A 23,477-nucleotide genomic window follows, 5' to 3' on the forward strand; every position below is an offset into this window, starting at 1 on the left:
CAGTGTGTCACCGTGGCGGTGTTCCTGAAAAGCGAGTGCAAAGGTATAGCTTTTTTAGATCCCCTCCAAACTTTTGAAGAAAAAAATGAGGATTTTATGCGAAGTTTTCGGATTGTTTGACAAAACAAGCGTTTTAACCTCATTGCCACCTTATATTATTAGGGGGTCTTGGAGCAAAATGTGTGCGCCAACAATCGCCCCCTAAAGGCATCAAAACAAGACCCAAAGACGAAAAATGGAAGTAAAAAGAAGAAAAGCTTGGGGCTTTTTTAGTTTACCAGAGCATAGCTGGGTATCTTAACAGCAGGTAACCTCCTGCAATGTTTAACGATAAAAGCAGCAAAAATAGAACAACGAAAATTATAAGATTTACCATCTGATAGGTTGTATGCCACTTTTGGGCCACCTTTTGCAGATCCCAAACACAACGATTAAAAGCATCATCAAATGGCAAACGATAATGCTGCACCATTATTATGAAAGCAAATACGTATGCCGTACCATAAAGCGCCAAAATGAAGGATAGAACCAGCCAACCTGTCGAAAACGACTCCGTCATCTTGTAGACGACTATACCAAAAGGAGCTAACCCCGACAATGCCAAGACGGCTCCCTGCACCCACAGGTTAAAAACCACAGAGATCTGCTTGTAGGTGAGCCCCAAAAGCTTACCCAACAAGAGCAGAAACAACACACACAATCCGAATGGCACTAATGCAAGGTCAATCCATCTGAATTTCTTCATACTGTTTAGGTTTATATTCAAACGGCACTAAGGTTTTCAAGTTTAACGGTTTTGGGTTTTAGTCTTTTCATATCGTTTATGGTTATGGATTGTATATCATTTTTCCGTTCTTGCATAATCCTGCGACGGAGAGTTTCACCTTTGTGGTTTTGGCGTTGTTGTAGAACCTGATGGTTGCCTCTCCGTTTTTGTCGCATTTCACGTTCGGATTCCAGTAGAGCGTCCTTCGGTAGTCCTTGGTGTCTGGCAGGGGCCTGTCCTTGTAGTTAGGCTGGTAGAACTCCCTGGGCTCGGTAAAGCCATGCAGGATGATGCGACGGTCGCGGAACGAATGGCGGGTGGCGTCGTCGGGAAGGGTCACAAAGTCGAAGGTGATGTCGGCCGCCTTCATGCTCATCTCCAACGGCTTGTCCTCGTTGCGCAACTCGAAGTCTGTGTAGACGCGCGTCTTCCACTGGCGTTTCAGGAACAGGTCTTTGTAAACAGCGTAGTTGCTTCGATTCGCCACGATCTTCAGAATAGCCTCCTTGGTGTAAGGCGAATCGGAATTCACGGGATTGTAGGAGCGGTAGAACATATAGTCGTTCATTCGCGCGTCCACATTGAACATCCTTTCCGAGCCATAGGTGCCCAACAGCAATATGCCCAGCTGGATGGGGAAACGGCGGGCGTTGAACTTGCCAAACGACAGGCCGTAGTCGGTGGCAAGGTTGTAGAGCTCGTAGGTGTCGTACTCGTATGCGGGCTTCGACCAGTCGATGCCGAGCTTGACGCGTCTCCTGCGCGCCCTGACCTCCACGTTTCCGAGCGTCTTGCCCACCTTGGGCAGACTGTCGTCGGCGGCCTCCAGCTCCTCTTCCCAAGCGTGCCCTTTTACGGGGGCGCGGTGGGTCTGGTACCAAGAGTATTTCTTGGCGAAGACGGGATAGAAGAGGTCGCGCTTCACGTAATACTCAGGCCATCTCTCCTCATCGAGCACTCCTTTCCTCTCGATTCTGTCCAAGGCTTTCTGGCTGAGGTTGCTCTTGTGGGCGCTCATAAAGAGAATTCCGTCGCCGAAATACGGTGGGACGTCGAAGCAGAACCTGCCACCATGGAAGGTGAGCGTGTCGAGCGCGTAGATCTCTTGGTCCAGCACCAACTCGCTGTTGAACATCACCTCATGGCGCAAACAGCCACGGTTCATGCCGCGGTCACGGTCTGCGTCGTCGCTATATCCTTGTGAAGTCCCGTGGGAGGCGACGTGAGACGGTGTCGACGCCATGGGCACCTTTCCGTCGATCGACATGCCCGAACTTGCTTCGGAACCATAGTCGATCCGCTCCAACGCCCTCAGGTAAGAGGCCACGTTGTTAAATTCCACCGATTGTTCCTGGTCATCCTTGCTGGCCGACTTGTTTTCCTTGTTTTCCTTGTATTCTTGTTCCAAGCGTGCTGGGGTCCATCCAAAGATGCCCTGTAGCCAGAATTGGGGCTCCTCGGGCTCCACTTCATCAAAACTGACGTTCTTGTACACGCAGCCCTCCACCGTCTGCACTTTCTCCGGCCGATAGCGGAGGGGTTGGGCGGCGACGATCTCCCTGAAGTCGTACCGGCGCCACCCCTGGACCAGCAGCAAGAGGTCGAGGGCCTGCCGGTGCGCGGCGTCGTCTTTCTCAAAATAGTAGTCGGGATGGGCCACAAACCCCTTGAGCTCCGACGAAAGCAGCAGGTCGGTCATGATGTTGCCGCTGTCGTAGGTGGGGTCGTCGGTGGAGGCGTCGCGGATGGACAACGACAGCGAGCTCACGCCTGGGGTGGCGCGCAGAGACAGCTCGCCCCTCTCGAAGGGGTCGTAGATGTCTGCCAACCCGCCGACACGCACATTCGGGTCGTCGTAGTCGTGGTGGTTGACGAAGAACAGGCGGTCGGCCACGACGTTGCCGTCCTCGTCGAACACCACAAGGTTGTTGACGCCCGTGGGGAGGCGGCTGGCGTCGACCGTCTCCACACACTCGCCGTTCGCCTTGAACGCCAGCGGCTTGAACACTTTCAGCGCGCCACGGCACAGGACCGCCATGGCGTAGAGCCTTTGGGTGTCGCCCACCAGCTTGGCGCGCACCGTGTTGCCCTTCAGCCGGAGCGACACTCCCCGCTTCCTGATCTCGGGAAGGTCGAAAGAGTAATGGGCGCCGTTCCACTCGAAGTCGGCCGTCAGGGCGCCGTGGTCCGGCACGTCCACCTCGAAGGCGCCGCGGCCCATGTGGGTGGTCCTGACCGCCTTGCCGTTGACGCGCCCCCTCACCGCAACGCACTCGCCCAACTGGTTGGTGGCCTCGAAGGCGACGCGCGCCCTGCACCCCGCTATGAGGTTGCCGCCCTCGGGGTAGAACGCCACCGTGAGCCTGGGCGGGGCGATGGCGTCGGCGCGCTGCTTGGGGCGGGGCACCATGTCCTTCACGCCATAGTCGCCGGCCGAAGCGGGCTTGGAGTAGACGGCGACCACGCGCGAGTACACTGTGCCGTACTCGCGGAAGAAGTCCTTGGCCATCTGGCGGTTGTAGAACTGCTCCCAGTCCTTGCGGCTGTAGGGGTGCTCGGTCACGGCAAAGTTGAGCATCCACCGGGTGTAGGCGCGCACCTCGTAGTAGCCGGAGTAGAGGGAGTCCTTCAGGGCGAAGCTGCCGCACGCGTAGCCGTCGGCAGTGGGGGTGACGTCGACCGTCTGCCGCTCCACAACAAGACCGTCGGAGGAGACGAGCTCAACATAAAGGATGCGGCTCAGGTTGGTGGGACGGAGGTTGTCGGCGCGCGTCACGTAGGCCTTGTACCACAGCGTGTCGCCAACGAAATAGCACTGGTTGTCGAGGTGCAGGTACACCTTCTCCTGGACGGGAGCCCTCAGCAACTTCTGGCGAAGCTGGTCCAACTTGGCCTGACCGAAGAGGTTGCTGCAACTCCCAAAAAGAAGGATGAGGAAAATGATGTGTTTCATATTGTTCATTAGGTTTTCTCCAATACCATTATTTCATGATGCTTGCGGGTCACATAGGCCAATCGCTCAAATTCCTTGGTTAGGTAGATGTTCATTCGCATTTGGTGCTTGTTGAACAGGGGTTCCAACATATTGCGATTGACGGAAAGGCCCTGTTTCCTAAACCTGTCGTTTTCCCAACTAACAAACGAGAACTTATTTGTAAGTAAGGAAATGTTTGACACCGCTTTTTCCAAAGACGATTCTGTCGTTGGCCATCCAATAAACTCGTCACTGCCAAACAAGAATCATCATTTGAATTAAGCATGCTATCGGCATGCCCCAAAATCTTGTTTGTAGATTGCTGCCCAGTGCAAGACAGCAATCCCACTAATGCAATTATAAAGAATAATATTTGTTTCATTTACAGTCGTGTTGCAATAGAACATTTGGCGGTAGAAACAGTGTCACGAAAAAGGTTTCATCAATAGATAAGGCTTCAGAGCACCTCGTTCATAGGATACGTGCACCATTAAACAGTCATTCAATTCGGGTGCTAAGGTATTAAAAAAATATGGCTTAATAAAACGATTAGATTGTTTTTTTCTTCTATTGCTACTAACAACTATCATTTTTTCATTTTCCTCTGTCATTCCGCATTTTTCATGAATGTTATTCCTTCTCACCTGATCTTATAAAGTTCCACTACACCGACAACGTTTAGCGGGTCCAATGAAAATTTCCCGCGGAGAAGCTTTGTTATAAAATATGGTCAAAAAGTTGTGTCGGGATTTTGCGTGAACCAGAGAGCGGAAACGCCGTTTTTGCGGGATGGACATGGCGAAAATAAGAGCAGCGGTTGGCGTTGGGCATGTATCGAGTTGCGAAAGATGGCTAACCGTGCCTCGATTGGGAAGGTTTCGCAGCGGGGTTAGGCATGTTTCGAGGGGCGAAAGATGCCTAACGGCAATACAAAATGCTGAATGTGGAGCTGCAGAATACAAAGAAACAGCACAACACACTGATTGTTAGGCGATTACAAAAATACGCCGAGAATGGCGTATTTGCAGCAAATGTTTGCGTCGTGGAAAAGAAACGTGTAGATTTGGCTATAGATTGTTACCGTTTTTCGGAACGCATGGAGGCGAAAGGCAACATGGAGATGCGTTGGGAACAGCCGTGATGGGAGGTGGCGCCCTATGGGCGAGGGGCGTTGGCGTTGACCACCAGGTGGCGAGGAAGGGTGATGACCTTGAGGCGCTCACACCACACACGCGACGATCCCGACACATGGCGGAGCGTGTAACTGCCATAGATGTAATAGGAGTCAGAAGAATTACGTATTTGCTGCAAATCGTTATTGCTCATGATTATAGGGTGCAGAGCAGTTACAAGAACTGTATAAGAACACAAAAAACATTAAAAAATGGCACGGTTCTTGCTTTTGATGAGGTAAAGCCATAAATTTGCAAATTACAAATAATCACAAAACCCAAAAGACATGGAAATACAAGAATTTGAGAAAATCGTTCGCAGACAAGAGGGAGCGCTGAGCAGTGCCTTCCCCGCCCTGATGCGTAAAGTATATGTATGGATGACGTTGGCTCTGGCCATCACGGGCATCTGCGCCTACGGCGTGGCCACCAGTCCTGCATTGCTTCAGCTCATCTACATGAACCGCGCAGCCATTTGGATCCTGCTGTTCGCCGAGCTGGGCCTGGTGTTCTACACCACGGCACGCATCAACCACCTGTCGCTTACCACAGCCACCACACTGTTTATCCTCTACTCAGCCATCAATGGCGTCACGCTGTCGGCCATCTTCCTGGCCTACACGCTGACCTCCATTGCCAGTGTGTTCTTCATCACCGCAGGCACCTTCGCCGCAACGGCCCTCTACGGCTACTCCACGAAGCGCGACCTATCCAAGTTGGGTGGCATTCTCTTCATGGCGCTCATCGGCCTCATCCTTGCCACGGTGGTCAACCTGTTTCTCCACAACAGCATGCTCGACCTCATGCTGAGCTATGCTGGCGTAGTGATCTTCGTGGGACTCACCGCTTGGGACTCTCAGAAGATCAAGCAGATGCTCGCCATGCAGACCGACATGGGCGAGACAGCGCAGAAGATGGCGCTCATGGGCGCCCTGTCGCTCTACCTCGACTTCATCAACCTCTTCCTTTATCTGCTGAGAATCTTTGGCAAGGAGCGCTAAAACCATAGCGCCGAAACTGGTAAAACCCAACAAAGACGCATATTGAAAAATGCCAGACTGTCAACATCGATTGACGGTCTGGCATTTTTTCTGGCTCATCCGACATTTGAAGTGATTTGAAGTGCGCATCACATCTAATAGCTCTGGCCTCAGACGGCTTTCACAACGAATAGTTAATTTAGCCTCAGACGGCGTAACAACGAATTTTTCGAATTTTCGATTTTTTCCAAATTGCGTTAGCTAAATTCGTTCAAATTGGTAATCGTAAAACGATTATATCAATTCGCTAATTCGTTCAATTCGTTGTTACCGCGTCTGAGCGTAAATACTAACGTGTGTTATTTTTCACTCCAAATGTCGGATGATCCATTTTTCTTTGTCACGCTTTAGCCCACGTCGGTCATTAGTTCCTAATCGTCTTCCCGTTTCGGTTTAGCCCATATCGTCATTAGATTTTAACCCCAATCTAATGACCGACGTGGGGTTTCTTGCGGTGCATTAGTGCGCGGTGTTGGGCGGCAGCGATGCGGTGCCACTCCCCCACTCCTTGTTGGGCTTGCTTCCCATGGTGAGCACGAGTCGTCCGCCATGCGCTATCATGTTGTGGGTGATATAAGCGCGGTTGTAAGGCTGCCCATTCCATGTGGCCGACTGAACGAATATATTCTTGTCGGTCACGCCCTCCGCCACCATTTCAAAACGCCCCAGCCTGACACGGCTGACCGATGGCGACCCTATGATGTAATAAGGTGTGGCGGGGCAAACGGGATAAAAGCCCATCATGCCAAACACCTGCCAGGCGCTCATCTGCCCAGCATCGTCGTTGCCCGACAATCCCCCAGGCTCATCGAGATACTCAGTTTGCAAGATGTCGTGCACGAGAAGTTGCGTCTTCCACGGCTCCCCCGTCCAGGCGTACAGGTAGGCAATGTGGTGGCACGGCTCGTTGCCATGCCAATAAGCCATGCGCCCCGTCGCCCATTGGCCCGTGGCCGTAGGGCGAAGGTCGAACAGACGGTCGAGGCGAGCCGACAAACTGTCGCGTCCTCCCATAGCCTCCATCAGTCCGTAAACATCGTGGGGCACATAAAACGAATAGTGGGCCACCGCCCCCTCGGTAACAAACGGCACCCGGCCCAGCAAGTCGGTGTTGCCGAGAAAGGCACCGCCAGCCTTCTTGCCACGTTTGGGCGCATGGCACCCATCGGCCCATCGGGTTATGGGATTGAACACATGCTGCCAGTTGTGCGACCGCTCCATGAGCCGTTTGGCGTCGGCCTCGTTCCCCACGAGTTTGGCCAGTTGCGCCGCACAGAAGTCGTCGTAGGCATATTCCAGTGTGCGGCTCACCTGCTCGCGTGTGTGAAAAGCATCGGGCACACTATCCTCCAACGGCACATAGCCATAGCGCAGATAACTGGTCAGCGCACGGCGGCCCATGCCATCGCGATAAACGGCAAGGTCCGCCGGCGTGTCAAAGGCGTTCTTTCGCACCCCCTCGTAGGCCGTAGGAAGGTCGAATCCCCTCACCCCCTTCACCGCCGCATCGGCCAACACCGCCGCCGCATGGTCGCCTATCATCGCCGCCGTGTACGCGTTCCAACAAGGGAAGATGGGCATCCATCCGCCCGCCCGATACATTCGGCAGAGACTCTGCATCATGTTGGCCGTCAGCGTAGTGTCCATCAGCAAGAGAAGCGGCATCTCAGCGCGGTAGATGTCCCACATGCTGAAGTCCATATACATCGTCTGTGGCTCATTGGCCTCCACCCTGCCATCGGCAAAGCGGGGACAAAGGCGCATGCCTTGGGCATTGGCCACATCGCTAAACTCGCGCGGAAGGAAACTCGCGCGGTAAAGCGCACCATAAAACTGCCTCACCTTGGCCGTGTCGGCATCGGCGGCGTCGACCATCGCGAAGCGCTTGTCCCACCGATTGGCGTTGGCAACCATCATTCCTCCGAAGTCGAGGCCATTGGTCTCGGCCATGCGGTTGTGGTCGGCCTGCTCCCTACTGGTGAACGAAGTGGCTGCGGTCAGCACGATGGGTTGGTGGGCCTTGCCCTGAAAGGTGAGCCAAACCACCGAGTCGTTGACACCCGAACGCACGAGAGGATCGGTATATTCCAACGACAGGTGCCCGGCGAAACCAGCCCCTTCGCCCCACCCTTGGTAGATGCGGTGAACCGGATTGGAAGCGTAGACACGCTGGCGCAAGGTATCGAGTAGCACCGTACCCTCACGCTCGTCGCTATTGGGTCGCACCACGATGTGCACCTCGCCATCCACCTCGGGCGTGATGCGCAGCAAAGCCGCGTGCGACAAGGCCGTCAGTTCGACGCGCAGACGCTCACGCGGCAGTCGGACGCCATAGTAATGGGGATGGCTCAGCTCATCGGCATGGTCGAAGGGCGTGGCGCCCTCCTCCACCCCCAGGCGCACTGGGCCCTCGCCCTGCGCCGTGATGGTAAACGACCCATAGTCCTGCGTGCATCCGCCCACCAACCAATGACTGCAGCGAATGCCCTGCAACAAACTGTCGGGATAATAATATGGCGCCACACATTTGCGCTCTGTGGCACGCGTTTGCGGTGTCCAGAAGTTTTGTCCGTGGGGCACCAGCACAGCCGGCAGCGTCTGTCCGTGCTCCTCCGATCCCTTGCCGTAGATGCCTTTCGATCGCGTAACGGCTTGGTCGGTACCCACCAGGGTGTTGATTTCCGACAACATGCGCAAGCGTTCCAACTCCGCCAAGCGCCGGTTCATGAACACCTTCACCGAGTCCCACGCATAGACGTAGTCACTGGCGCTCACCGACGGGCAGCCCACGGCATACACCGGGCGCTCATTGTGGAGGAACGCCACGAAGACACCCGGTTCCTTTTGGCTCCTCATAAACACCATTTGCAGGTTGGCCGCCATGGGAACAACGCTATCCATGCGGTCCACACCGTCGGCCGGCCGGTTTTTCGCACCGCTCAGCTTGAGCAGCGTGAGCAGGCGGTAGAGGTTGGTGTCGTGGCCAAAGCGCAGGTCGGCGCCACGCTGTCCGTGGGCAATGGCCGAGTCGGCATCGGCCTTGATGTGTTGCCACAGGCCGATGGCGCTCCTCGCCGGAATGCCGTTGTTCAAGGCGCAAGGACCATTGCATATCCACATCCGACGGTTGTTTTGCTCGTAGAACGCCTCAGCCTCCTGACGTGTGAACACATCCTGGAAACCGATGGGCATTTCCACATCTTGCATATCGGTGGCAATGGTGAAGAGTTCGCTCATGAGATGGAGCCCATCGGCCACCTTGGCTGGGTCTCGAAACAGCGCCTTCAGGAATCGGTCGGGCGTAACACGGGCCACCACCTTGGTAGCCGCCGTAAGCCGTTGCTCCTCGGGCGAGTTGTAGGCTATCCACGCCATGTCAGCCGAATCGGTCTTACAGACCACCAGGAAGCCATTGGGGAGCGCCAGGAAGGTGCGGAAAGCCGCCTCCATACTCTTTCGGCAGCGATCCGACGTGCTGCTGCAGGCCCTCACGACGGGCCTGTTGGCAAACACCGACGGGTAGGCTTGCGCCATGCGGTAGGCAATGCCACTGTGCTGTCTGGCGCCCAACGGTGTGAGCTTTCCACCGTTTCCCTTCGCGTTACGCCATATCTTGCGCAACCGTTTGGCCACCTCGCGTCCCAGCGGCGTGAGGTTTCGCTTGTCGGCAAACTGACTGTTCACCCACTCGTAGCGACTGTCGCTCGTTAGCCAGCGCGACCCATGACGGCCGTAATGGCTGATGTAGAACGGCTGAAACCCCTCGGGCATACGGAAATCGGCGCCCGACCGTTCGGGATAAGCATAGTAAACACCCCCCAACTGCTCCCAAGTGGGTTGGGCGGTGGCGAAGAGCGCCATGAAGAACAGCGCACAAGTCAATAGTGTTTTCTTCATTCCAATGTCCAGTCTATTCCTAATTTGTTATTCATCATCTTGATTACGAAGGGCAGTGGCCTGTCGGTGGCTATCCACATCTCCGTGCCATCCACATCGGCTCGCACGTGCACGACCCCTTTCCGCCGTTCCACCTCGCGCCACGTCAGTCCGTCGTAAACAAACCGATGGCGACGCAGCAACTGCCGAAGGGCCGCGCGTGAGATGAAGAGGAAGGTGCCACGGCAGGCGTAGCTGCGTCCCGTCCATTGCGGACTGTCCCAACAAAACGCGTCGGCTCCCTCGACCACCGACAACGGTATGCGATACTCGTTTCCATGACACACCATGCGAAGCGTGTCGGTCTCCAAGGTCCACGCCAACGGCCAGTTGCGATACTGCCGATTGAGCACGAAGCGGGCGGTTAGCATGGGGTTGCCACCAGGCATGGGATACGCCTTTTGCGAGGGCGACAGGTGAGCCGTGGGTGCGGCCTTCGCCTCCTCAGGGATGCGCACGGGCGGTATGTGGAGCCACGTGGCCTGCCCCGCCACGGGATAGCGGCCCAGAAGGGCCCACACGAGCCACGACGACATGGCTCCGCCATCATCGTTGCCGGGCAGTCCGTCGGGCGCGTCAGAGTAGTTGTCGCGCACGATCTGGCTCACGCGCTGGGCGCTGAGGTCGGGCCGTCCGATGTAATGGTAGAGGTAAGGCGTGAGAAACGAAGGCTCGTTGGCCACGTTGTAATGTCCCTGTTCAAAAAAGATGTCGAGACGGCGGCGGAAGGCCGAGTCGCCACCGCAGAGCTCTACCAGTCCGGGCACGTCGTGAGGCACGCTGAGCGAGTATTCGGCAGACAGCGCCTCATAGAAGAACGTGTTCCACCAGGGAATGTACCAGGGCGCCACCTTGGTGTCGGGGCGATAGGCGATGGTGGGATGGTAAACGGCCGATTGGCCCCACACCACCGAGTCGAGCCACTGCCCGTTGGCGTCGCGTGGCATGATAAAGCCGCGCATGCCCTGCCATTCGTAGTCGGCGCGCCACAGGTTGCGCCAGTTGCGTGATCGTTGGAGATATTTCCGGTAGAGGTCGTCGCGGCCCAAGCCACACGCCACCTGCGCGATGCACCAATCGTCGTAGCTATACTCCACGGTTCGTGTTCCGGCGCGTGGAATGCCATAGGGAATGTACCCCAGTCGGTTATACTCTTCGAGTCCGCCACGCCCCTCCTTCTCATGGTCGGCGGGTGGCACCTCGGCATCTTTCAGCATGGCTTGCAACGCCAACTCATAATCGACGCCTTTCAGGCCGCGTGCGAAAGCCTCGGCCATCACTACCTCGCCATGCGATCCTCCCTGCGTGCGCCCATTGCAATCGCCACTGCGCGCGTCGGGCATGTAGCCCTCGTGGAGATAGATGTTGAGCAGGGCGTTGACCATGTCGGTGGCACGCTCGGGATAGTACTCCATGAGCAGCGGGAACGACGTGCGGTAGGTGTCCCAGAGGGCATAATAATCGTCGTAATAGGGCAGTTGGCGGTCGGCCCACAACGCCGTCGACGCCATCGGGCGACGGTAAGCGGCCGGTTCCTCACCTGTCTTGTCGATGGGCATGAGAAGGGTGTGGTAAAGGGCTGTGTAGAACATGCGCCGCTCCTTGGGCGTTCCCAGGTAAGGCACGCGCCCCAACAAGGCCGACCATGTGGCGCGAAGGGTGTCGAGCTGGGTGTCGAAGTCGTTGCCACACACATTGCGCTGGGCCTGAAGTTCCGACACATACGACACACCCACCTTGACCAACACCACCGAATCGGGAGCCATGGAGATAGGATGGGTGCGGAAAAGGAGCTTGGCCGACAAGCTATCATGGACCTCCGTCGCGGCGAAGGGCACCTCACTCCGCAGGCAGAAGTAAACGGTGTAGGGCCCGCCGTTGTTCCATCCACCGCGAACGGTGGTGTGGCCCCTCAGCTCATGGGCGTTGACAAGGTGGATGGAGGATCCCACAAACTGCTGCGCCTCACGCTTGTTGGGGATGGAATCCATGCCAAGGAATGAGGCCACATCGACAAAAAGGCCATCGGCATGGCGCAGGCGATAGAGGGCACAGCGCTCAGAGGTGGTTATTTCGGTCGTGATTCCGTTGCTGAACGAGCAACGGTAATAGCCCAGCGAGAAGTCTTCGGCCGTGCGCCGCTGGACGTAAACGGGCTGATTCCACACACGGTTGTTGGGCATCAGCAGGGGCGTATGGGTGGGGGTGTCGGTAAGCCGAATGGGTTGGATGAGCACGTTGCCATACTTTTGTCCGCCTCCGGTGCCGCTGACGTGTGTCTGCGAGAACCCTTTCACGGGTTCGGGCATGGGCGCCCATCCGGCGTTGGGCATCGACAGGCAATCGGGGCCCGGCTTCACCATGCCAAAAGGCATGGACGGTCCCACAAACGTACGGCCCAACCCCACGCTTCCTATGCGGGGATCGACCCAACCGGCCAAGTCTCGATGATCGGCCCAAACCGGCATTTGCGTCAAAAAGAGGATCAGTAAGAGCAGTGTGCGCATCATGAAAACAAAGAAAAGCAATACTATAAAACGAAGAAGCATCCACGCAAAGCCACGACCAAAACTCCGGGAAAGCGATGGCTGGTGTCAGAGCAGCCCATGGAAAAGGTCAGGGAAGGCAATGGCTGATGTCAGAGCAGCCCATGGAAAAGGTCAGGGAAAGCAATGGCTGGTGTCAGAGCTGCCCATGGAAAAGGCTTCTAAAAAAGCATAAATCTCCCACTGATGGGACGCCACGGCCTAAGGTGTGGCGTCCCGATCAGAGGGAGACTTCATCTATTAGTGGTTATAACCGGCGTTCTGGCTCCAACCGGTCTTGTTCAAGACAGAAGTCGGGATGGGGAACACACGGCGGGTCTTGTCGAAGGAAGCGTTCTTGTAGCTTCTCTTGTGGAAGCCATACTCGTCCTCGAAATGACCGAAACGGATCATGTCGTTACGACGCCAGTTCTCGTCGAAGAACTCACGTCCGCGCTCCTTATAAATCTCCTCGAGCGATGGGTTGTGGTCGATCTGGGGAGCGTGCACATACGAACGGATCTGGTTGAACAGGCTCTGGGGCGTGTCGCCGTTGGTAGCCGTGGCACCGCGGGTGATGGCCTCAGCCTTCATCAGGATGATGTCGGCGAAACGGAAGATAGGCACGTCGTTGCCTTGGTTACGTCCATTCTTGAAGTCGGCGTCCGAAACGATCCACTTCACCGACTTGTAGCCTTGGTTGTAACCGTTCTCGTCGTTGCCCACATTAAGCTCATCCTCTCCATTCTCCTTCAGCGTGATGGTCTTTGACAAGGTGATGGTGTGGTCCTTGTACTTCCAAGGCGCAGAGGTCTTCTGGTAAGTGACAGGATCGTAAACGTAGATGGTTCCCGCGAGAACGTGTCCTTGGCGGTCGTCCTGGCTCAGGCCCATGAGCAGATCCGACATCTCCGGCGTGATGGAGAAGTTGCCACCAACCGACTTCGAGAGCTTGGTGCCATAGTAGCTGCCACCAGCGTCGTTGGCCTTACGCCATGTGCGGGGGCGGCCATACTGCATGCCCGTTTGCTTAATGGCATCGTAAGGCATGGCGTAGATGAAGTCCTTGATCTGCGGACCGTTGTTGGGGTAGAACTTTGAGAGGTACGAATCGGTGAGATCGAACTTGCCACTCTGGATGATATCGTCGCACAGCTCCACCACGCGGTTCAACTTATCGTTGGAATAGCTGGCAGCATCGTAAGCGTCGACACTGGCAGCCGTATAGACCGGCCAGTTGAGATAGAGCTTGGCGAGCAAAGCCTCAGCCATCCAGCGGGTCGGCTTACCGTAAGTGTTGGCTGTTACGTTTGTGGTCAGATTGGGGATGACGCTCTCCAACTCGTTGGCAATGAAACGTGCCACCTCTGCGCGCGGCTGTCGTTGGATCTGGTCAGTCAGGCTGGCCACTGAGTCGACGATAGGCACATCGCCATAGCTATCCATCAGGATGAAGTGGAAGAAGGCGCGGATGGCACGGGCCGAAGCCACACCAGCGCCACCGCTGTTGCCACCCATGTCGCGGATGGCCTCGTTGGCCTTGGTGATACCTGATGCCACATCCTCATACCAACCGATAGATGCATCGTCGGGCGAGAAGTTGTGCTGGCACGCGTGGGCGTATGTACCCGAGTCGTAATAGTCGCCGTCGAAGCTGATGCTAACCCATTCATCGCTTGCCAAGGCCTGGGCTTCCATGTAACGACGCCCATAGGTGCCCAACAACTGGAAATAGATATTGGACAACTTGGCTTCCTGCGCTATTTCGGAAGACGGATACTCCGTGTACATGGAGTCAACCTTGACATCCAGGTCCGTGCAGCCCGTGGTCAATCCCAACATGCTGGCCGCACAGATGAACAATATGCTTTTTTTCATATTGAAAGTCTTTTTTATGGTTTAAAACTTAAAAGTTTACTTTCACACCAATCATGTAAGTGCGTGTGTGGGGATAAACGCTCCAACGATAGTCCACTCCAGGTGAGAGACCACCCATGTTGACCTCTGGGTCGAGGCCCTTGTAACTGGTGATGGTAAAGACATTGTTGGCCGTGAAATAGAGCGTGGCGCTGTTGATCCAACCGTCGAAGCAGTTGCGGAAGGTGTAGCCGAGCGACAAGGTCTTCAAGCGGAGGTAGCTGCCGTTTTCGATCCATCGGTCAGAGGGATAGTTGGGGCTGGTGTTGATCACCTTGCTGCCATCGCTGAGTTTCACCACCTGCTCTGTGGCAAAGTCGGCAAGCACGTTCTTGGTGCCGCTGGCAGAAGCCAGGTTAGAGGCGGCCATGTAGCTGGCGCGTGTGCCATCGTAGATCTTATTGCCAAACACACCGGTGAAGAAAGCGGTGAGGTACCAGTTCTTGTAGCTCACGGTGTTGTTCCATCCGAGGTTGAGCTTGGGCTGTGCATTGCCCGTGATAACACGGTCGCGACTGTCGTCGGGAGCGGTCGTAACCTCGCCTGTGCGGGCGCCATTCTCGTCGTGGACATAGTAGGTAGACTGTCCGAGGTCGTTGAAGCCAGCAAACTCAAACGTGTAGAACGTTCCGAGAGGCTCGCCCTCGAGGATACGCTGTGTGTAACCATTGTTAGACACACCAGCCACCATGGGGTCGCCCTGCGTGAACCTGTCGGTGTGATAGATCTCGTTGGAGAGCTTGTCCACACGGTTCATGTTGTGCGAGAGGTTGAGCGAGGTGTTCCAACGGAAGTCCTTTGTCTGGATAACATCGGCGTTGATGGTGAACTCCACACCGCGGTTGGTAATCTCACCCACGTTGGCGTCTAATTGTCCATAAGAAATGGTTCCTGAATAGACCGGATAGTTCCAAATGAGATCCCAGGTCTTCTTGTTGTAGAACTCGATGGTTCCGTTGATGCGGCCATTGAGGAAGGCGTAATCGAGACCGATGTTGAACATGCCCGTCGACTCCCACTTCAGGTCGGGGTTGGGGTTCTTGGAGAAATAGAGCGTTCGGTAAGTATTCGTTTGGCCATCTGAAGTGACATAATCGAAGTAACCTATTCCTGTATAAGTAGCCAACGCTGTGTAAGCACCAAATCCCAGTGCGTTACCACTAACACCGTAACCCACACGCAGCTTCAAGTTGGAGAACAGGTTCTGATTCTTCATGAAGGGCTCCTCGGTGATGTTCCATGCGGCGCTAACTGAAGGGAAGGTACCCCAACGGTTGTTGCTGCCAAACACCGATGAACCGTCGCGACGGACGGTGGCCTGGAGCATATAGCGACCATTATACGAATAGTTGACACGGCCATAGAACGAAATGTTGCGAACCGTTTCCTTCACACCGCTCGACACGCCTGAAATGCCGTCGATGATGCTGGCGTAAGTGAGGTTGTTCCACTTCACATAATCGTCGAAGAAATTGTGAACGGTCAGTCCGAAGCCATCGTTGCCCACACGCTCCTCCCACGAGTAACCGGCCATGAGCGAGAGGCTATGCACCTTATTAAAGGTGTGGCTGAAGTTGGCGTATGTCTCAAAGGTGCTCTCGTGTCCCATGTAGGTGTTGCGGTTGGCCTGTCCGTGCTGGCCTGCGGTGATCTCCGACAGGGTTGAGTGGTAGCTGCTTGATGTGCGCTGACGGTTGCCATACGAGTAGTTGGCGTTGAGGTCGAGGCCATCGATGATGTGGAGAGTGGCCTTGGCGGTGAACTGCTGGCGCTTCCAAGAGTTCTCGCTGGTGTCCTCGTCGATCATGCGCAAGGGGTTGTAGTTCTTGTCCTTACCGGCCCAATCTACGGGATTGAGGGGTGAGAAATAGTTCATGGCATCCATGACCGATGCGCCCTCGTTGTCCATGGCCACACCGGCATACTCGCCATACATCATGTTGGCACCCACAGAGAGGTCGAGATGGTCCTTGAGCACCGATGTGCTCAGCAACGAGCGCACGTTCAGGCGGCTCATGTCGCTGCCCTTGACCACACCCTGGCGGTTGTGGTAACTAACGCTGGCCATATACTTGGTCTTGTCGTTGCCACCGTTGATGCTGAGGTTGTGGTTGTGGCTGACACCCGTGCGGAGCACTTCCTTCTGCCAATCCACATCGCCACCGTTGTCGTCGACGGCAACACCCGTTTCCTGGCTCAGGGCCTTGAGGCCGCTGGCACTCATCATGTCGAGCGTCTTGGCCACGCGGTCGAAGCCTACATATCCGTTATAGCTGACGTTGGTACGTCCAGCCTTTCCTTTCTTCGTGGTGATGATGATGACACCATTGGCGGCCTTCGAACCATAGATGGCGGTGGCTGTGGCGTCGCGCAGCACATCGATCGACTCGATGTCGTCGGGGGCCACCATGGAGATGTCCACACCGGGAATGCCGTCGATGACATAGTAGGGCTGCATGGCCTCGCCCGAGCGGAGCGATGAGGCACCACGCAGCGAGATGCTGGGTGATCCGTTGGGGTCGCCGGTAGAGGTAACAAAGAGTCCGGGCACCTTGCCCTGCAACATCTGTGCGGGGTCGGTGAACACGCCCTGATTGAGGTCCTTGGCATTGACCGTGGTAATCGATGAAGTGACATCCTTACGGCGCATGGTGCCGTAACCCACAACCACCAGCTCGTTGAGCGTTTCGTTCGACTCCTTCATCTGGGCATTCTGTCCGGGACTGATGATTTGTGCCTCATAGCCCGTGTAGGACACGCGCAACTTGGCGTTGGCCTTTGTGGTTGTCAGACGGTAACGACCATTGGCGTCGGTCGTGGTTCCGTTTTGGGTGCCTTGTTCCAAGACACTCACGCCAACGAGCGGTTCGCCATTGGCATCGGTGATGACACCTGTCCTAAGACCTTGTGCCATGGCCGTGGCTCCGCAAAGCAACAAAGCGGCTGATAGCAACGGGCGCTGCAATCTAACCTTCAATTGTTTCTTACCTTTTTTCATAAGCGTTCAGTTGATTAGTTTATAAAATGTGTGATAGTTTTTATAGTGGCTCAATTGCGTTCGCCTCCGTAGTCGATGCCAGGCGCCGCTTGCACGGTGAGGCCGTCGACGGTTACGGCGGAGGCCTTCTCCACATAGAGGCCATACACCTTGTCGCGCACGAATCCCTCGTCGCGGCAGGGGCGCTTGTCGTACACGCCGCCCTTGTAATGGGTCTGCGGGCGCAGGTTGAGGCGCACGCGGTTGAGCGTAATGTTGTTGACCTTCGTGTCGGTGTCGCCGCCGATGAAGCATCCATTCTCGGAGGTGGCGAATATGTCGGTGAAGAAAATGCGGCTCACCTCGCCCGAGCGGCCATGGGTCTGCCCCTTGGGGAACCGCCAGTTGGCATCCTTGTTGTTGCCGTCGGCACGCGGATAGGAGGTGACGTAGATGGGTTCGGCCTTGCCCCACCACACGTCGGACCACAGGCGGCAGTCCATGATGATGTTGGAGAACGACACGTCGGTGATGGTTCCCTCATCGCGGTTCTGTATGCCCAGGCCTCGGTTGCTGGCGCTGATGATGCAGTTGGCGATGGTCACATTATATATAGAGTCCATGTTCTCCGACCCAATCTTCACGGCGCACGAGCGCGAAGTCATGGTGCAGTTGGTGACGGTGATGTTGTGGCAGGAGCCATACTCGGCAAACTCGCGTCGGTTTTTCAGGCAGATGCAGTCGTCGCCCGAGGTAATATGGCAGTTGGAGATGCGCACATTGCGCGAATGGTCGATGTCGATGCCGTCGCCATTGCGTATCTTCAGGTTGTTGAGCAGGTTGACGCCGTCGACCACCACATCGTCGCATCCCACGAAATGCACGGTCCAATAGGCTCCCTCGCGAACGGTGATGTCGCGCAGGTTGACCTGCTTGCAGCCGTAAAGCGTGAGCACATGGGGACGCGGATCGAACGTGGTAACGGGTTTCAGCTCGTAGGAGTCGCTGAGCTCAGCACCCATGAAAGCCACTCCGTTGCCATCAATGGTTCCCCTGCCCGAGAAAGAGAGGTTGCGGCAATTCTTGGCCCAGAGCCAGAGCATGCCCTCGCCCTCGTTTTTGCCGAAGGCGCTGAGGCGGTAAAGACTCTCGTCGGGATGGGCCTTGAGTGTGGCCGTGGCGTCGAGCACCAGTTCGACGTTCGATTTCAGCTCAATGGGGCCTGCCAAGAAAGTGTGGTTCCTGGGAAAATACACCTGGCCTCCTCCATCGGCACAACACTGGTCGATGGCGCGCTGGATGGCCGCCGCGTCGTTGGTCTTACCATCGCCGCAGGCACCATAAGCCGTGACATTATATATAGGTGTTTGAGCTGAAAGGTTCAGCACAGCAAGCAAGCATAAAAGCAATAATATTAAGGTTCGTTTCATCGAGTTGGTTTTATGTGTGCAAATATATATTAAAAATGTTACAAAACCATGTCAAAAACACTTTTTTTCTTTAAAAGCACATTAAAAAGTTGTTTCAGCGCTAACATACGTCAACCCTTCGGTACTCTACTGCTTGCATATTGCACAAGCTATGAGGAGGCCATCGAACTCAAAAAACATCCAACAATCTATACTAAAAACTACACTGTTCTTTTGAACGAAAGAAATGTTGAGCGCAAATACGCAATTCTTAGCATACTTTTATAAACAGCTAACATTCAGCCGGTTACAACTTACACATCACATTCAACACTCCCCATTTAACATTTCACACGATAAAACATGCCTAATCGAGGTGCGAAAGACGCCCATCGGCAGTGCGAAAGACGGCTAACGGTGGCTCGGTTAGGCATGTTTCGCAACTCGAAAGATGGCCTTTCGCAAACGCATCGCTCCAATTTGCCGCTCCAATCGGGAAAAAACGGCAGTTTTGCCCGCTAACTCACCCGAAATTGTCGACAAACTTTTGGACCAAAAATCAAGACAAGCGACGCATCCACGCCTCACGCCAACAAGAAAAACATAAGCTTGACGGAAACAAAAAGGATCATCCGGCGATACATAAAAAGCCACCCAGGACAACCTGGATGGCTTCATATATGATTATGTGTCGAAGCGTATTAGTCGAACTCCTTGCCGGTAACCAATGCCAGCGTATCGCGTGCGATGACAATCTCCTCGTCGGTGGGGATCATCACCACCTTCACCTTAGAGTCGTCGGCAGAGAGCACCTGCTCCACGCCACGGCAGTGGTTGCGCTCGCGATCCATCTTCACACCGAGATACTCCATGTCGGCGCAGCTGTCCCAACGCACACCCTCTTGGTTCTCGCCCACACCGGCTGTCCACACGATGATGTCGACACCATTCATGGCTGCGGCGTATGCGCCAATGTATTTCTTGATGCGATAGTTGTACATCTGCAGGGCCAGGTGAGCCAGCTTGTTGCCCTCGTTGTCGGCGTTCTCGTTGTCGCGCATGTCGCTTGAGATGCCAGCCACGCCGAGCACACCGCTCTTTTTGTTGAGATACTCAGACATTTCCTGCGGAGTCATGCCGCTCTTCTGCATCATGTAGGTCACAGCCGACGGGTCGATGTCGCCCGAGCGTGAGCCCATCATCAAACCGGCCAACGGGGTGAGACCCATTGAGGTGTCGATGACCTTACCATACTTCACGGCAGCCACTGAGGCACCGTTGCCGATGTGGCAGGTGATGATCTTCTGGGTCTTGATGTCAACGCCCAGGAACTCGCACACGCGCTGCGATACGTAGCGGTGGCTGGTGCCGTGGAAGCCATAACGACGCACGTGATACTTGGAGTACCACTCGTAGGGAATGGCGTAGAGGTAAGCGTAGTCGGGCATGGTGCTATGGAAAGCATTGTCGAAAACGGTTACCTGAGGCACGTTGGGCATGAGCTCGTCGACGGCCTTCAAGCCTGCCAAGTGGCCCTTGTTGTGCACGGGAGCCAGGTCGATGAGGCTCTCGATGCCATTCTCCACCTCGGGAGTAACGATGCAACTCTTCTCGAAGAGGTCGCCGCCCTGCACCACACGGTGGCCCACGGCTCCAATCTCATCGAGGCTCTTGATGGCGCCGAGCTCAGGATCGAGCAGGCACTTGAACACGAGCTGCACACCCTCCTTGTGGGTAGGAAGGTCGGCCATGATCTGCTTCTTGGAGCCGTCGGCCAACTTCACCTTGATGAAAGCCTCGTCGAGGCCAATGCGTTCCACACCACCCTGGGCGAGAACCTTCTCACCGTCCATGTCGTAGAGCTTATACTTGATGCTGCTGCTACCGCAGTTCAATACTAAAATCTTCATTTTCTATAATGTTGAATGTTAATTGTTAAATGATGAATGTTGAAAATGGAACATGCGATTCATGAGACAATGGCGAATGGGTTATGCCCTATGGAGTCGAAGCAAGCCACTCGTCATTCCACACTCCACGTTCAACACTTCTTCGCGTCTTGTGCCTGGCAGCTGGTAATGGCCACCATGTAATAGATGTCGTCGACTGAGCAACCGCGGCTCAGGTCGTTGACGGGGCGGGCAATACCCTGCAGCACGGGACCGATAGCTGTGGCGCCACCGAGGCGCTGCACCAACTTGTAACCGATGTTGCCCACCTCCAAGCAAGGAGCGATGAGCACATTGGCCTTTCCGGCGATGTCGGAACCCGGAGCCTTCTTGGCGGCCACTGAGGGCACGAGGGCAGCGTCGGCCTGCATCTCACCATCAACCTTCAGCTCAGGATACTTCTCCTTGGCAATCTGTGTGGCCTCAACCACCTTGTCGATGATGTAAACGCTCTTGCCAGTCTCCTTGTCCTTGGCGTCCTTGGCAGAGCCCTTGGTAGAGAAGCTCAGCATGGCCACGCGAGGCTCGGCGAAGCCTGCCACGCTCTGGGCGGTCTGGGCGGTGGTGTAAGCGATCTGGGCCATCTGGTCGGCTGTGGGGTTGGGAGTGACGGCTACGTCGCCCATCACCACTACGCCGTCCTCACCATACTCCTTCTGGTTGGTGATGAGCAGCATGGCACCCGACACACAGGTGATGCCCGGGGCGCACTTAATAATCTGAAGGGCGGGGCGAAGGGTGTCGCCAGTGGTAGAGAGGGCGCCAGAGATCTGTCCGTCGGCGTCGCCTGTCTTGATGATCATGCAACCCAGATAGAGGTTGTTCTTGGTAACCAGCTCACGAGCCTGCTCCAAGGTCATGCCCTTCTTCTTGCGAAGCTCGGCGAGCAGGGTGGCATACTCCTCGGTCTTCTCGCAGTGGAGCGGGTCGATGATGGTAGCCTTGTCGATGTGGGTGAGGCCCCACTGCTCGGCTTCCTTCTTGATGTTTGCGGGGTCGCCGATGAGAATCAGGTCGGCCAGATCGTCGGCCAGCACCTTGTCGGCTGCTTTCAGGGTGCGTTCTTCCTCTGCTTCAGGAAGTACAATACGTTGCTTGTCGGCTTTGGCGCGCGCAACAATTTGCTCTAATAAACTCATAAGTTGTGTATTTTAATCGATTAAAATGTGTCGTTTTTCATATAGGGTTGGGGCAGGCCGTTCAGCCCGTCATCTCCTTGGCCAGGATGCCCTCGAGCTCCTCGGCCGACAGGCGCAGGCGGAACTGGCCCTTGATGGCCACGCTGATGCGGCCCGTCTCCTCTGAGACGATGATGGCAATGGCGTCGCTGTCTTGGGCAATGCCCAGTGCGGCACGGTGGCGCAAGCCCAATTCCTTGGGGATGTCCATGGCGTGGCTCACGGGCAAGATGCAGCCTGCGGCCTTGATACGCTTCTGCGAGATGACCATGGCGCCATCGTGGAGGGGTGAGTTCTTGAAGAATATGTTCTCGATGAGCAACTTGTTCACGTTGGCGCCGATAAGCTCGCCGGTCTGAACGATGTCGTCGAGAGGGGTGGCGCGCTCAATGACGATGAGCGCGCCGATCTTTCCGCGAGCCATATCCATGCAGGCCCACACAATGGGCATGATGGTGGCCTTGTCCTCTTCGGGACTCTTGCTTTTCTTAGACGAGAAGAATTGCATGATGTTCTTCACGCGCTGGTGGGCGCCGAGCTGGTATAAAAACTTTCGAATTTCCTCCTTGAAGAGCACAATGAGACCTATCACACCCACACTGACGAGCTTGTCCATGATGCTTCCAAGCAGTCGCATTTCCAGCACCTGCGACACAAAGAGCCACACCAGGACAAACACCATGATGCCGATGAAGACATTGAGCGAACGGCTCTCCTTCATCAAGCGGTAGATGTAGTAGAGCATCAAAGCGACAAGGACGATGTCGATGATGTCTTTTATGCCAAATTCGAAGAACATAATGCGTTGTAGATTTTCACAGCTTCAACCGCCGGCCTCACGTCGTGCACGCGAATGATCGACGCGCCACGCATCAAGGCCATCGTGTTCACTACGGTGGTGCCATTGAGCGACTCGGCGGGAGTGCTCTCTAACGTCTCAAAAACCATGCGCTTTCGCGACATGGCGGCCAACACTGGCAGCCCAAGCACTTGCAGCTTGTCCATCTCGTCGAGGATGCGGAAGTTGCCAGGGCGCGTCTTTCCGAAGCCGAAGCCCGGGTCGAGGATGATGTCTTTCTGATGCAAGGCGCGGAGCTGCTGCACGCGAGCGGCAAACTCAACGAGCACGTCGCGCAACGTGGGCTGCTGCGACATGAGGATATAGGGAGTGCCTGTAGAGGCTGTAAGGGGGAACATTTCTGGATCCTCGCCGCCCGACACGTCATTGATGATGTCAGCGCCAAACTCATTGATGGCCATGCGGGCCACGGAAGCGCGGAATGTGTCGATGGAAACGATGGCGGCGGGGGTGGCGGCTTTCACAATCTCCAAGGCCCGACGCACACGGTCGGTCTCCTCCGCCTCGGTGGCAAGGGTGCCTCCCGGCCGGGTGGAACACCCGCCAATATCAATGATGGCGGCACCTTCCCCGACAAGTGTCTGGGCGCGTTGGGCTATGGCCTCGTCGCTCATGGCACGGCTGCCGGCGTAAAAAGAATCGGGAGTCACATTCAGGATTCCCATCACTAAAGGAGTCTCCAACGACAACAAGCGGCCGCGGATATTCAGTGTATAATCCATATTCGTGGCAAAAATAATAATATTAATTGGAAAATCAAATTCATTTTGCGGAT

General features: G+C 55.5%; 14 protein-coding genes. 2 read left to right on the forward strand and 12 right to left on the reverse strand.

Translation table 11 applies throughout. The features are described from left to right. Window positions 1-274: 274 nt before the first annotated feature. The 3 genes from KM934_RS05025 to KM934_RS05035 form a co-directional block, all read right to left on the reverse strand. The gene (locus tag KM934_RS05025) at window positions 275-745 is read right to left on the reverse strand and encodes a hypothetical protein (RefSeq protein WP_215759533.1); all 471 of its coding nucleotides are present in this window, start codon (window positions 743-745) and stop codon (window positions 275-277) included. 82 nt (window positions 746-827) lie between these two features. Further along, window positions 828-3,719, reverse strand: coding sequence for a hypothetical protein (locus KM934_RS05030; RefSeq protein ID WP_215759534.1), 2,892 nt, complete (start codon window positions 3,717-3,719; stop codon window positions 828-830). A gap of 1,176 nt (window positions 3,720-4,895) precedes the next feature. Then, on the reverse strand, window positions 4,896-5,066 hold the full coding sequence (locus tag KM934_RS05035) for a hypothetical protein (protein ID WP_215759535.1): 171 nt from the start codon (window positions 5,064-5,066) through the stop codon (window positions 4,896-4,898). Between the two features lie 133 nt (window positions 5,067-5,199). Between KM934_RS05035 and KM934_RS05040 the strand changes: the two genes are divergently transcribed. After that, the gene (locus KM934_RS05040) at window positions 5,200-5,913 is read left to right on the forward strand and encodes a Bax inhibitor-1/YccA family protein (RefSeq protein WP_215759536.1); all 714 of its coding nucleotides are present in this window, start codon (window positions 5,200-5,202) and stop codon (window positions 5,911-5,913) included. Between the two features lie 498 nt (window positions 5,914-6,411). On the opposite strand, the gene KM934_RS05045 is transcribed toward KM934_RS05040, so the two are convergent. Both KM934_RS05045 and KM934_RS05050 read right to left on the reverse strand, forming a co-directional pair. Further along, a complete protein-coding gene (locus KM934_RS05045) occupies window positions 6,412-9,849 on the reverse strand; it encodes a GH92 family glycosyl hydrolase (RefSeq protein ID WP_215759537.1) in 3,438 nt (1,145 codons plus the stop codon). Further along, complete coding sequence (locus KM934_RS05050; RefSeq protein WP_252344902.1) at window positions 9,846-12,398, reverse strand: GH92 family glycosyl hydrolase; 2,553 nt, start codon at window positions 12,396-12,398, stop codon at window positions 9,846-9,848. Before KM934_RS05050 ends, KM934_RS05045 begins: the two co-directional genes overlap by 4 nt. On the opposite strand from KM934_RS05050, the gene KM934_RS05055 reads away from it, so the two are divergent. After that, window positions 12,397-12,609: a hypothetical protein gene (locus KM934_RS05055; RefSeq protein WP_215759538.1), complete on the forward strand. Its 213-nt coding sequence runs from the start codon at window positions 12,397-12,399 to the stop codon at window positions 12,607-12,609. The genes KM934_RS05050 and KM934_RS05055 overlap by 2 nt on opposite strands. Before the next feature lie 65 nt (window positions 12,610-12,674). Here the strand turns inward: KM934_RS05055 and KM934_RS05060 are convergent, their stop codons facing one another. The 7 genes from KM934_RS05060 to folP all read right to left on the reverse strand — a co-directional run bounded on the left by KM934_RS05060 (window position 12,675) and on the right by folP (window position 23,424). Beyond that, on the reverse strand, window positions 12,675-14,291 hold the full coding sequence (locus KM934_RS05060; protein WP_215759539.1) for a RagB/SusD family nutrient uptake outer membrane protein: 1,617 nt from the start codon (window positions 14,289-14,291) through the stop codon (window positions 12,675-12,677). Between the two features lie 28 nt (window positions 14,292-14,319). Next, window positions 14,320-17,328 carry a SusC/RagA family TonB-linked outer membrane protein gene (locus KM934_RS05065; protein ID WP_215759540.1) on the reverse strand — a complete coding sequence of 1,003 codons (3,009 nt, stop codon included), beginning with the start codon at window positions 17,326-17,328 and terminating at the stop codon, window positions 14,320-14,322. Between the two features lie 50 nt (window positions 17,329-17,378). Then, window positions 17,379-18,737: a glycoside hydrolase family 28 protein gene (locus KM934_RS05070; protein WP_215759541.1), complete on the reverse strand. Its 1,359-nt coding sequence runs from the start codon at window positions 18,735-18,737 to the stop codon at window positions 17,379-17,381. 680 nt (window positions 18,738-19,417) lie between these two features. Next, window positions 19,418-20,626 (reverse strand): acetate kinase, encoded by a 1,209-nt coding sequence (locus KM934_RS05075; protein ID WP_215759542.1) that lies wholly within the window; start codon window positions 20,624-20,626, stop codon window positions 19,418-19,420. 131 nt (window positions 20,627-20,757) lie between these two features. After that, window positions 20,758-21,804, reverse strand: coding sequence for a phosphate acetyltransferase (pta, locus tag KM934_RS05080; protein ID WP_215759543.1), 1,047 nt, complete (start codon window positions 21,802-21,804; stop codon window positions 20,758-20,760). A 61-nt stretch (window positions 21,805-21,865) separates the two neighbouring features. Beyond that, window positions 21,866-22,642, reverse strand: coding sequence for a diadenylate cyclase CdaA (gene cdaA, locus KM934_RS05085; protein ID WP_215759544.1), 777 nt, complete (start codon window positions 22,640-22,642; stop codon window positions 21,866-21,868). Then, window positions 22,621-23,424: a dihydropteroate synthase gene (gene folP, locus KM934_RS05090; protein WP_215759545.1), complete on the reverse strand. Its 804-nt coding sequence runs from the start codon at window positions 23,422-23,424 to the stop codon at window positions 22,621-22,623. Before folP ends, cdaA begins: the two co-directional genes overlap by 22 nt. Window positions 23,425-23,477 lie beyond the last annotated feature (53 nt).

It is taken from the genome of Hallella faecis (assembly GCF_018789675.1).
GTDB lineage: Bacteria > Bacteroidota > Bacteroidia > Bacteroidales > Bacteroidaceae > Prevotella > Prevotella faecis.

What these genes read in the sequence shown, in the direction of transcription:
- KM934_RS05025 (WP_215759533.1), bottom strand. Translation starts at nt 745, where the DNA reads ATGAAGAAATTCAGATGGATTGACCTTGCATTAGTGCCATTCGGATTG.
- KM934_RS05030 (WP_215759534.1), bottom strand. Translation starts at nt 3,719, where the DNA reads ATGAAACACATCATTTTCCTCATCCTTCTTTTTGGGAGTTGCAGCAAC.
- KM934_RS05035 (WP_215759535.1), bottom strand. Translation starts at nt 5,066, where the DNA reads ATGAGCAATAACGATTTGCAGCAAATACGTAATTCTTCTGACTCCTAT.
- KM934_RS05040 (WP_215759536.1), top strand. Translation starts at nt 5,200, where the DNA reads ATGGAAATACAAGAATTTGAGAAAATCGTTCGCAGACAAGAGGGAGCG.
- KM934_RS05045 (WP_215759537.1), bottom strand. Translation starts at nt 9,849, where the DNA reads ATGAAGAAAACACTATTGACTTGTGCGCTGTTCTTCATGGCGCTCTTC.
- KM934_RS05055 (WP_215759538.1), top strand. Translation starts at nt 12,397, where the DNA reads ATGAAAACAAAGAAAAGCAATACTATAAAACGAAGAAGCATCCACGCA.
- KM934_RS05050 (WP_252344902.1), bottom strand. Translation starts at nt 12,398, where the DNA reads ATGATGCGCACACTGCTCTTACTGATCCTCTTTTTGACGCAAATGCCG.
- KM934_RS05060 (WP_215759539.1), bottom strand. Translation starts at nt 14,291, where the DNA reads ATGAAAAAAAGCATATTGTTCATCTGTGCGGCCAGCATGTTGGGATTG.
- KM934_RS05065 (WP_215759540.1), bottom strand. Translation starts at nt 17,328, where the DNA reads ATGAAAAAAGGTAAGAAACAATTGAAGGTTAGATTGCAGCGCCCGTTG.
- KM934_RS05070 (WP_215759541.1), bottom strand. Translation starts at nt 18,737, where the DNA reads ATGAAACGAACCTTAATATTATTGCTTTTATGCTTGCTTGCTGTGCTG.
- KM934_RS05075 (WP_215759542.1), bottom strand. Translation starts at nt 20,626, where the DNA reads ATGAAGATTTTAGTATTGAACTGCGGTAGCAGCAGCATCAAGTATAAG.
- pta (WP_215759543.1), bottom strand. Translation starts at nt 21,804, where the DNA reads ATGAGTTTATTAGAGCAAATTGTTGCGCGCGCCAAAGCCGACAAGCAA.
- cdaA (WP_215759544.1), bottom strand. Translation starts at nt 22,642, where the DNA reads ATGTTCTTCGAATTTGGCATAAAAGACATCATCGACATCGTCCTTGTC.
- folP (WP_215759545.1), bottom strand. Translation starts at nt 23,424, where the DNA reads ATGGATTATACACTGAATATCCGCGGCCGCTTGTTGTCGTTGGAGACT.